Origin of the sequence: Sedimenticola hydrogenitrophicus (assembly GCF_029017505.1) — a bacterium.
In the GTDB taxonomy this organism is placed as follows: domain Bacteria; phylum Pseudomonadota; class Gammaproteobacteria; order Chromatiales; family Chromatiaceae; genus Sedimenticola; species Sedimenticola hydrogenitrophicus_A.
This window is the reverse complement of the sequence record NZ_JAQGEI010000066.1, coordinates 1-9,311: the sequence shown is the minus strand read 5'-3', so window position 1 is coordinate 9,311 and position 9,311 is coordinate 1. Positions and strand designations below refer to the sequence as shown.

At 63.4% G+C, this 9,311-nt stretch carries 7 protein-coding genes; 6 read left to right on the top strand and 1 reads right to left on the bottom strand.

The window, feature by feature from the left end; genetic code table 11:
* The 4 genes from O9K64_RS22990 to yihA all read left to right on the top strand — a co-directional run.
* Positions 1–536, top strand: a 536-nt coding sequence (locus tag O9K64_RS22990) for a metallophosphoesterase family protein (RefSeq protein ID WP_275100465.1), incomplete at its 5' end; no start/stop codon positions are given.
* Positions 533–1,015 (top strand): cyclic pyranopterin monophosphate synthase MoaC, encoded by a 483-nt coding sequence (gene moaC, locus O9K64_RS22985; protein ID WP_275100464.1) that lies wholly within the window; start codon positions 533–535, stop codon positions 1,013–1,015. The genes O9K64_RS22990 and moaC, both read left to right, overlap by 4 nt.
* A 140-nt stretch (positions 1,016–1,155) precedes the next feature.
* A complete protein-coding gene (locus O9K64_RS22980) occupies positions 1,156–1,620 on the top strand; it encodes a bacteriohemerythrin (RefSeq protein ID WP_275100463.1) in 465 nt (154 codons plus the stop codon).
* A 478-nt stretch (positions 1,621–2,098) separates the two neighbouring features.
* A complete protein-coding gene (gene yihA, locus O9K64_RS22975) occupies positions 2,099–2,731 on the top strand; it encodes a ribosome biogenesis GTP-binding protein YihA/YsxC (protein ID WP_275100462.1) in 633 nt (210 codons plus the stop codon).
* Between the two features lie 447 nt (positions 2,732–3,178).
* On the opposite strand, the gene polA is transcribed toward yihA, so the two are convergent.
* On the bottom strand, positions 3,179–5,914 hold the full coding sequence (gene polA / locus O9K64_RS22970; RefSeq protein ID WP_275100461.1) for a DNA polymerase I: 2,736 nt from the start codon (positions 5,912–5,914) through the stop codon (positions 3,179–3,181).
* Between the two features lie 256 nt (positions 5,915–6,170).
* Here polA and O9K64_RS22965 point away from each other — a divergent pair, with 256 nt between their 5' ends.
* Positions 6,171–6,842 (top strand): haloacid dehalogenase type II, encoded by a 672-nt coding sequence (locus O9K64_RS22965; protein WP_275100460.1) that lies wholly within the window; start codon positions 6,171–6,173, stop codon positions 6,840–6,842.
* A 14-nt stretch (positions 6,843–6,856) separates the two neighbouring features.
* Positions 6,857–9,311, top strand: a 2,455-nt coding sequence (locus tag O9K64_RS22960; RefSeq protein ID WP_275100459.1) for an EAL domain-containing protein, incomplete at its 3' end; no start/stop codon positions are given.

Genomic DNA, 9,311 nt, shown 5'->3' with positions numbered 1-9,311 from the left:
GCATGAAAATCTGTATACTGTCCGACAGCCACGACCATATACCCCTGCTCAATTACGCCGTCGCCGAAGCCCGCAGTCGCGGTGCCGAGGCCGTCGTCCACTGTGGCGACGTGGTGGCCCCCAGCACCCTGAAGTGCCTGAAAAAACACCATCTGCCGACCCATGTGATCCACGGCAACAACACCGGCGACCTGTTCACCCTGGGGCAGATGGCGAATGACCCGGAAAACATCATCCGCTACTACGGGATGGATGCCGCCCTCGAACTGGGCGGAAAAAAGATCTTCCTGGTCCACTACCCCCACTATGCCCGGGCCATGGCCGCCACCGGCGACTGGGACCTGGTCTGTTGCGGCCACAGCCATAAGGTCCAGGTGCAGGAGATCCCCAATATCCGCGGCGGCGTCACCCTGCTGGTCAATCCCGGTACCGTCGGCGGCGTAGGCGGCTCCCCGGCTACCTACATCATGGCCGATCTTGCTACCATGAGCTTTGAATTCCACGAGATCCCCAAGAGCATCGAGCACCAGTCATGAACGAACTGACCCATTTCAATCAGTCCGGCGAGGCCCACATGGTGGATGTGGGCGACAAGCAGGAGACCCAGCGCACCGCCGTCACCGAGGGCCGCATCTTCATGCGCCCGGAGACGCTCGCGCTGATCCAGCGGGGCGATCACAAAAAAGGCGACGTACTCGGCATCGCCCGGGTGGCCGGGATCATGGCGGCGAAGAAGACCGCCGACCTGGTACCACTCTGTCACCCCCTGGCCCTCACCCATGTCAATATCGACCTGACCGCGGAGCCGGACCAATCCGCCGTCCACTGCGTGGCCACCGTCAAGACCCGGGGCCAGACCGGGGTGGAGATGGAGGCCTTGTGCGCCACCCAGGTAGCCCTACTCACCATCTACGACATGTGCAAGGCGGTCGACCGGGGCATGTCCATTGAGCAGGTGCGCCTGCTGGAGAAGGCCGGCGGTAAATCGGGCCACTGGAAACGGACGCCCGAATAATATCGGTCATTTGCCTGATATTTATCAATTCAATGCCCTTATAAGACTTCCTTAGCCCACCGATACGCTCTAACATCCACACATTAATTAAGGGTATAGGCGTAGCGCCAAAGCCCCCATATTTTTCCTGGGAGCGTACGATGAAAAACTTCATAACCTGGACAGACGAGCTGAGTGTCGGTATCGAGGAGATCGACGAACAGCACAAGATGCTGGTCGGACTGATCAACCGCATGCACGACGCGATCTCGCAACGCCACGGCAGCGACGTGGTGGAGGGCATCCTGGGGGAACTGGCCGAATACACCCGCATCCATTTTGCGGTGGAAGAGAGCCTGATGCGTATCCTCAATTTCCCCGGTTATGAGGAGCACCACGACCTGCACGAGGATCTGATCCAGCAGATCGTCGAGCTGCAGAAAAAGATCGCCGACGGCAAGCACGCCATCGGTTTCGAGTTGATGCACTTTCTCAAGGTGTGGCTCTCCAAGCACATCATGGAGGAGGATATGCAGTACAGCGGCTTCTTCCTCGCCGCCGGCGCCAATCCGCAACTCGGCAAGCGCTCCTGGGTGCAGCGGCTCTGGTCCAGCATTAGCGGCTAGCCGGTAAGTGCCAAAATGCGGAGAAGGTCAGATACCGTTTATAAAGCCGCGAGGAGTGGTGCAAGAGGAGTGGTACAGGGATGTAACGTTTACGGAGCCGAGGATGCAATGCACCGTTTACGGACCTAAGGATGGAATGAACGCGAATAGCGCGGTTTATCTTGTTGGGGGGTAACTACTCGCCCCTTATTCACACCACGGAGACACAGAGAGCACAGAGAAACCACAAAATCCTCCCGCAGGTTCCATCCTCAGGTCCGAAAGCGGTGTATTCCGGGATCGAGGGGGGTCTGAGTGCGATGACTGCTCCAAATCATCCGCCACGCTACGTTGTTCAGTTAACCTCTGTGTCCTCTGTGTCTCCGTGGTGCATTGGAGGGGCTTTAATGGACACCTCGAGTGTGTAGTTGCGTTGGGGGAATGGCGGCAGGGCGATATTTGGGGTATGTTCGCAGGCTTTCGCCAGCAGACGACCGCAATGAACCGCTTTTACCATCAGGCAAAATTCCTCACCAGCGCCGCCAAGCTTGAACAGTCGCCACCCGATACCGGGGCGGAGGTCGCCTTTGCCGGCCGCTCCAACGCCGGCAAATCCAGCGCCATCAACGCCCTGTGCCAACAGAAGGCCCTGGCCCGCACCAGCAAAACCCCGGGGCGCACCCAACTGCTCAATTTTTTCGCCCTGGACGAGGCGCACCGGCTGGTGGATCTGCCCGGCTACGGCTACGCCAAGGTAGCGGAAAAGATCAAACTGCAGTGGCAGGCGGAGCTGGCCGCCTACCTGGAGCAGCGCACATCCCTGCGCGGGGTGATCCTGCTGGCGGACGTGCGCCACCCGCTCAAGGAGTTCGACCTGCAGATGCTGGAGTGGAGCGGCAACATCCAGCTGCCGGTGCACATCCTGCTTACCAAGGCGGACAAGCTGAAGCGCGGCGCGGCGGCGAAAAGCCTGCTACAGGTGAAGAAAGCCCTGAAGGAGATCAATGGCATCCACTCCGCACAGCTCTTCTCCGCCCTGAAACACCAGGGGATCGACCAAGCCCACGCGGTGCTGGACAAGTGGCTGGGATTGACCGGGGATGCGCCGGAAACCGCACCGGATCAGCCGTAGGGGCAGGCCCCTGTGCCTGCCCGTTCCAATAGGCAAACCGGGAATCCGGGCAACCACGGGGGGTTGCCCCTACGCCCGTCCCAGCTTGGTCGGGTGGGCACGCTTTTTGTGCCCACGCGGATACCACACGGGCTGACAGATTGGGCGCGGACGACTTGCCCACCCTTCTACAAGCTGGAGAACCACGGATTCAAGATACTGATCCCACGATCTGCGTGAATCCGTGGCTCCTTCCGGACTGGGGTGTACTCCGGTGCTGGGTATCAGCCAGCCTGGTGGGCAAAAAAAGACCCTGCCACCCAAGGGGAGTCAAGGTGTGCAGGGTCCTAGATCCCGACATGGGGTCGTCGGGGACAGGTCACTTGGGGAGAAGTGACCGCGCCAGCTGGCGCTACTTAATGAGATAGCAGAAATCTGGAATAGTTCAATGCCGAGCATTTTACTGGGTCAATGCGCCTCGTCCCAGTTGTCGCCGATCCCGACATCCACCAGCAGCGGCACCGCCAGGCTGGCGGCCGACTCCATGAAGCCGCGAATTCGCTCGCAGACCGGCTCCAGCTCCGCCTCGGCCACCTCGAACACCAGCTCATCGTGCACCTGCATGATCATCTTCACCGGTGGGCGTTCCGCCTCGATCCAGCCGTCGACCGCCAGCATGGCGCGTTTGATGATATCCGAGGCGGTACCCTGCATCGGCGCGTTGATGGCGGTCCGCTCGGCCGCCGCCTGGCGCATCTTGTTGCGCGCATTGATCTCCGGCAGGTGCAGCCGGCGGCCGAACACGGTCTCCACATAGCCCTGGGCGTGGGCCTCCTGGCGCATCCGCTCCATGTAGGCGCGCACCCCGGGGTAGCGGTCGAAATAGAGATCCACGTACTGCTGGGCGGCCGCCCGTTCGATCCCCAGCTGGCGGGCCAGGCCAAAGGCCGACATGCCGTAGATCAGGCCGAAATTGATCGCCTTGGCGGAACGCCGCTGATCCGCCGTCACCTGATCCGCCCCGCCGGTATCGAACACCTCCGCCGCGGTTGCGCGGTGGATATCCACCCCGGCGGCAAACGCCTGGAGCAGCCCCGCATCCGCGGAGAGATGGGCCATGATGCGCAGCTCGATCTGCGAGTAGTCGGCCGCCACGATGCGGTAGCCCGGATCGGCGATAAAGGCCTGGCGGATCCGCCGCCCCTCCTCGCTGCGCACCGGAATGTTCTGCAGATTGGGGTCGGAGGAGCTGAGGCGGCCGGTGGCGGCCACCGCCTGGTGGTAGGAGGTGTGCACCCGCCCGGTCTGCGGATTGACCATCTGCGGCAGCTTGTCGGTATAGGTGGACTTGAGCTTGGCGCAGGCCCGGTGCTCCAGGATCAGCGCCGGCAACTCGTGGCCCTGGTCGGCCAGCTCCTGCAGCACCGACTCGGCGGTGGAGGGGGCCCCCTTCGGGGTCCGGGCCACTACCGGCAGCTCCAGCTCCTCGAAAAATATCTGGCCGATCTGCTTGGGCGAGCTCATATTGAAGCTGCGCCCGGCCACGCCGTAGGCCTGTTGCTCCAGCTCGTGCATGCGCCCGGCCAGTTCGTGGCTCTGGCGGCGCAACAGGGCGGCATCGATCCGCACCCCGCGGCGCTCCATGCGCGACAGCACCGGCACCAGCGGCACCTCCAGCTCCCGCAACAGGCCGGCCAGCCGGCCGGTCTCCTGCAAGGCGGGCCACAGCTTCTGGTGCAGGCGCAGGGTGATGTCGGCGTCCTCCGCCGCGTAGGGGGTGGCCTGTTCCAGCGGCACCTGGTCGAAACGCAACTGCTTGCTGCCCTTGCCGGCCACCTCCTCGTAGGTGATGGTCTTGTGTCCCAGGTACTTTTCCGCCAGCGAATCCATATCATGACGCGTGGCGGTGGAGTCCAGCACATAGGACTCCAGCATGGTGTCGTAGGCGATCCCCCGCATCTCGATCCCGTAGCGGGCCAGGACACTCATGTCATATTTCAGGTTCTGCCCGATCTTGCGGCACTCCGGGTCCTCCAGCAGCGGTTTCAGCTGCCCCAGCACCCAGTCCCGCGCCAGTTGCTCCGGCGCGCCGGGATAACAGTGCGCCACCGGGACATAGGCCGCCTCGCCCGGGCGCAGGGCAAACGACACCCCGGCCAGCTCCGCCTGCATATAGTCCAGGCTGGTGGTCTCGGTATCGAAAGCAAACTCGCCCGCCGCGCGCAACCGCTCCAGCCAGGCGTTGAAGGCGGCCTGGTCCAGCAGCTGCTGGTAATCCACCTTAGCCGGACCGTCCGCAGTGCGGTCTGGCGACGCGGCCGCCGCGCTGGCGGCCACAGCCTCGCCGGACTCCCGCTCCAGCGCCTCCAGCAGCCGCCGCGCCTCGATCCGGCTGTACCACTGGCGCAGCGCCGGCAGGTCGGGCCGGGTGGGGCGCAGGTCATCCGGGCCCTGCGCCAACTCGATATCCAACTTGATAGTGGTGAGGCGACGGGAGAGCTCCAACTGCTCCAGGTGTCCCCGCAGATACTCCCCCACCTTGCCCTTGATCTCGTCGGCATGCTCCCGGATGCCCTCGACCGAGCCGTACTCGGCGAGCCACTTGACCGCCGTCTTCGGCCCGCACTTGGGGATCCCGGGGATGTTGTCGGAGGAGTCCCCCACCAGCGCCAGGTAGTCGATGATCTGCTCCGGCGTCACCCCAAACTTGTCGATCACCCCCTGCCGGTCCAGGCGGCTGTCGCTCATGGTGTTGATCAGGGTGACGTGGCCGTCCACCAGCTGCGCCAGGTCCTTGTCGCCGGTGGAGATCAGGGTGTGCATCCCGGCCCGGGATGCCTGGGTGGCGAGGGTGCCGATCACGTCGTCCGCCTCCACCCCCGGGACCATCAGCAGCGGCAGGCCCAGCGCCTCGACGATGCGGTGCAGCGGCTCGATCTGCGTCCGCAGCTCCTCCGGCATGGCGGGACGGTTGGCCTTGTACTGGTCGTACATCTGGTTGCGGAAACTCCCCCCCGGGGCATCGAACACCACCGCCATGTGGGTAGGCCGGTACTCGCTGATCAGCTTGCGCAGCATATTCACCACGCCCACGATGGCGCCCGTCGCCTCGCCGCGGGAGTTGGTCAGGGGCGGCAGTGCGTGGTAGGCGCGGAACAGGTAGGAGGAGCCATCCACCAGGATAAACGGGGTCTTTGAAGTCATTTTCGCTCTTTCATTCCGGGCAGCTGTACCGAGTGGGCAGGATACCCCATCAGGCCCCCGCCCTGATAGCCGAAGCCCCGATCCGTCACCCCGTGGCGCAGAAAAAACGCTGCCGGAGTGACCACACCCTATACTTGGTTCATGCCGGAAGCTCCCCGCCCAACTCCGGGGAGTGGCGGATCAATCACTGAGAATAAACACTTTTATCCACACAGGCCGTGTGTTAAATAGAGCTGAGGGTGGACAAGGAGACCGCATGCCACTGACCTTTGCCTTCGATATTTACGGAACCCTGATCGACACCGCCGGCGTCACCCGCAGCCTGGCCACCATGGTGGGCGATCAGGCCACGCTGTTTTCCAGCCGCTGGCGCGACAAGCAGCTGGAGTACTCGTTTCGCCGCGGCCTGATGCGGGATTATGTGGATTTTTCCGTCTGCACCCGGCAGGCGCTCGAGTTCACCTCGGCCCAGTTGGATCTGCCGATCAGCGACGCGGCGGCACAGGCGCTGCTGGACGAATACCGGCGCCTGCCGGCGTTTGCCGACGTACCCACGGCCCTGCAGCAGCTCAAGTCCGCCGGCCATCGCCTCTACGCCTTCTCCAACGGCCTGCCGGATGACCTGGAGACGCTGCTCGAAACGGCGGGTATCCGTCACGCCTTTGTCGATATCGTCAGCGTGCATGAGATCCGCACCTTCAAACCCGACCCGGCGGTTTACCGCCATTTTCTGACCCGCAGCGGCGCCACGGCCGACGCCTGCTGCCTGGTCTCCAGCAACCCGTTCGATCTGCTGGGCGGGATGGCGATCGGCATGCGCACGGCCTGGATCAGGCGCAGCGACGCCAATCATTTCGACCCCTGGGACAGGCGGCCGGAGCTGACCTTCGCCTCGCTGAGCGAACTGCAGCGGGCATTCAGCGAATAACCAGGATCCCCGGCATGCAATGGGCCGCCAACCGGAGGAACCAGGAAGTGCGCCGCAACCTCCACCTGCCGCCCTGGCTGGTTTACGGCCTGCTCTATTTCGCCACGGCGCAGATCAGCCTGCTATTCGCCTCGCTGGAGGGCAACGCCTCACCGATCTGGTTTGCCTCGGGCATCGCCCTCGGCGGCCTGCTCATCCATGGTTATGGCGTGCTCCCCGGGATCCTGCTCGGCGCGCTGGCCACCACCCTGCTGGATGGCCAGGGCTGGCTGGTGAGCAGCGGGATGTCGTTCGGTAGCCTGCTGGAAGCGGCCATCGGCTACTGGCTGATGAGCCGCTTCGCCGATAGCCGCAAGATGCTCATCAGACCGGCGCACTTTGCCCGTTTTCTGTTGTTCTGCGTGGCCATCGCCCCGCTGTTCAGCGCCCTGATCGGCAATCTCATGCTGTGGAGCGCCGGCACCCTCCCCACCGTGCGCCTCCCCGGCTCCATCGGAGTCTGGTGGGTGGGCGACTCGGTCGGGATCCTGCTCCTGACCCCGCTGCTGATGACCTGGCGGACCCAACGCGCGACGGGCCGGCGGCGTTCTGTCGGCGAATGGCTGCTCCTGGTCGTTGCCGCCCTGCTGGTCTGCGGGCTGCTGTTCGGTGGCTATCTCCCGGCCCCGCTGCAACGTTATCCCATCACCTTTCTGCTGGCCCCGCTGGTGGTCTGGTGCGTGCTGCGTTTCGACCTGCGCGACACCACCCTGCTGATGCTGTTCGTGGCGGTGGCCGCCCTCACCGGCAGCACCCTGGGACAGGGTCCGTTTGCCGCGGGCGATGACCGCTTCACGGTGATCTTTCTGCAGCTCTACTTCGGCACCGTCTGCGCCACCGGACTGATCGGCAAGGTGATCCTGGATGAGCGCCAGCTCAATCAGAACAAGCTGAAGCTGGCCGCCAAGATTATCCGCCACTCCCCCGATGCCATCGTGGTAACCGACCGCAACGCGCGCATTGTCTCCGCCAATCCGGCCTTTATCCACAACACCGGTTATGCCCTGGAGGAGCTGCGCGGCCGCCCCATCAGCCTGATCGAATCCGGCTATCACGACAGCCGTTTCTTCACCGACATGTGGAACCAGATCAATCAGAAGGGCGAGTGGACGGGGGAGATCTGGAACCGTGACAAGAGCGGCACCATTCTGCCCGAATGGCTGCACATCATCGCCCTGGACAACGAGGAGGGCAGGCCCGGTTGCTATATCGGCATCTACTCCGATGTCGCCCGCCAGCAGCAGGTGATGGACCGGATCCATCGGCTGGCCTATTACGACATCCTGACCCAGCTGCCCAACCGCCAGCTGTTCAACGACCGGCTCGACCAGGCGTTGAAATATGCCGGGCGCAACAACCGGCTGCTCGGGCTGCTGTTCATCGACCTGGATCGTTTCAAGAACATCAACGATACTCTGGGACACACCAGCGGCGACAAGGCGCTGGCCCTGGCCGCTAAACGCATGCAGGAGTGTGTCCGCCAGACCGACACCCTGGCGCGCCTGGGGGGCGATGAGTTCACCGTCATCCTGCAGGATATCAACGAGGAGTTCGACGCGGTGCTGGTGGCCGAGAAACTCCTGCGTGTGTTCAAAGCGCCGATCCGGCTGGACCAGCATGAGCTCTACCTCACCCCCAGTATCGGCATCGCCCTGTTCCCGGACAACGGCAGCAGCGTGGATGAGTTGATCAAATTCGCCGACACCGCCATGTACCGGGCCAAGGAGCTGGGGGGCAACAGCTACCAGCTGTTCGACTCCAACATGAGCGAACCCTTCCACTGGAACCTGGAGGTGGAGACCGCGCTCCGGCACGCAATCGAAAACAACGCCATCAAACTGCTGTACCAGCCCCAGTTCGACCTGCACACCGGCGCTATCGTCGGGCTTGAGGGGCTGGCGCGCTGGAACGACCCGACGCTGGGGGTGATCTCACCCGGCACCTTCATCCGGGTGGCGGAGACCACCGGCCTGATTTACCCGCTCGGCGAACAGGTACTGAATCTCGCCACCCAACAGGCGATCCAGTGGGGAAAACAGGGGATCAGCGGACGGCGCATCGCCGTCAATGTGTCGACCCTGCAGTTGAAACAGCAGGAGTTCTTTGAACGGGTCAAGGCGATGACTGATCGCTGCCGGGGCAGCGGCAACGGCATTGAACTGGAGATTACCGAGACCAGCCTGATGGAGAATGCCGAGTTCATGGAGGAGGTGCTGACCAGGCTCGCCCGTGTCGGAGTGGCGGTGGCGGTGGATGACTTCGGCACCGGCTACTCCTCGCTCAGCTACCTGAAACGGCTGCCGATCGATCTGCTGAAGATCGACCAGTCATTCGTGCGTGACCTGCCGGGCAACAGCAACGACACCGCCATCTGCCGGGCGATCATCGCCATGGCCCACAACCTCAACCTGCGGGTGCTGGCCGAAGGGG

Bases quoted from the DNA above. Each gene is read 5' to 3' on its own strand.
- moaC (WP_275100464.1), top strand. From the start codon at position 533: ATGAACGAACTGACCCATTTCAATCAGTCCGGCGAGGCCCACATGGTG.
- O9K64_RS22980 (WP_275100463.1), top strand. From the start codon at position 1,156: ATGAAAAACTTCATAACCTGGACAGACGAGCTGAGTGTCGGTATCGAG.
- yihA (WP_275100462.1), top strand. From the start codon at position 2,099: ATGAACCGCTTTTACCATCAGGCAAAATTCCTCACCAGCGCCGCCAAG.
- polA (WP_275100461.1), bottom strand. From the start codon at position 5,914: ATGACTTCAAAGACCCCGTTTATCCTGGTGGATGGCTCCTCCTACCTG.
- O9K64_RS22965 (WP_275100460.1), top strand. From the start codon at position 6,171: ATGCCACTGACCTTTGCCTTCGATATTTACGGAACCCTGATCGACACC.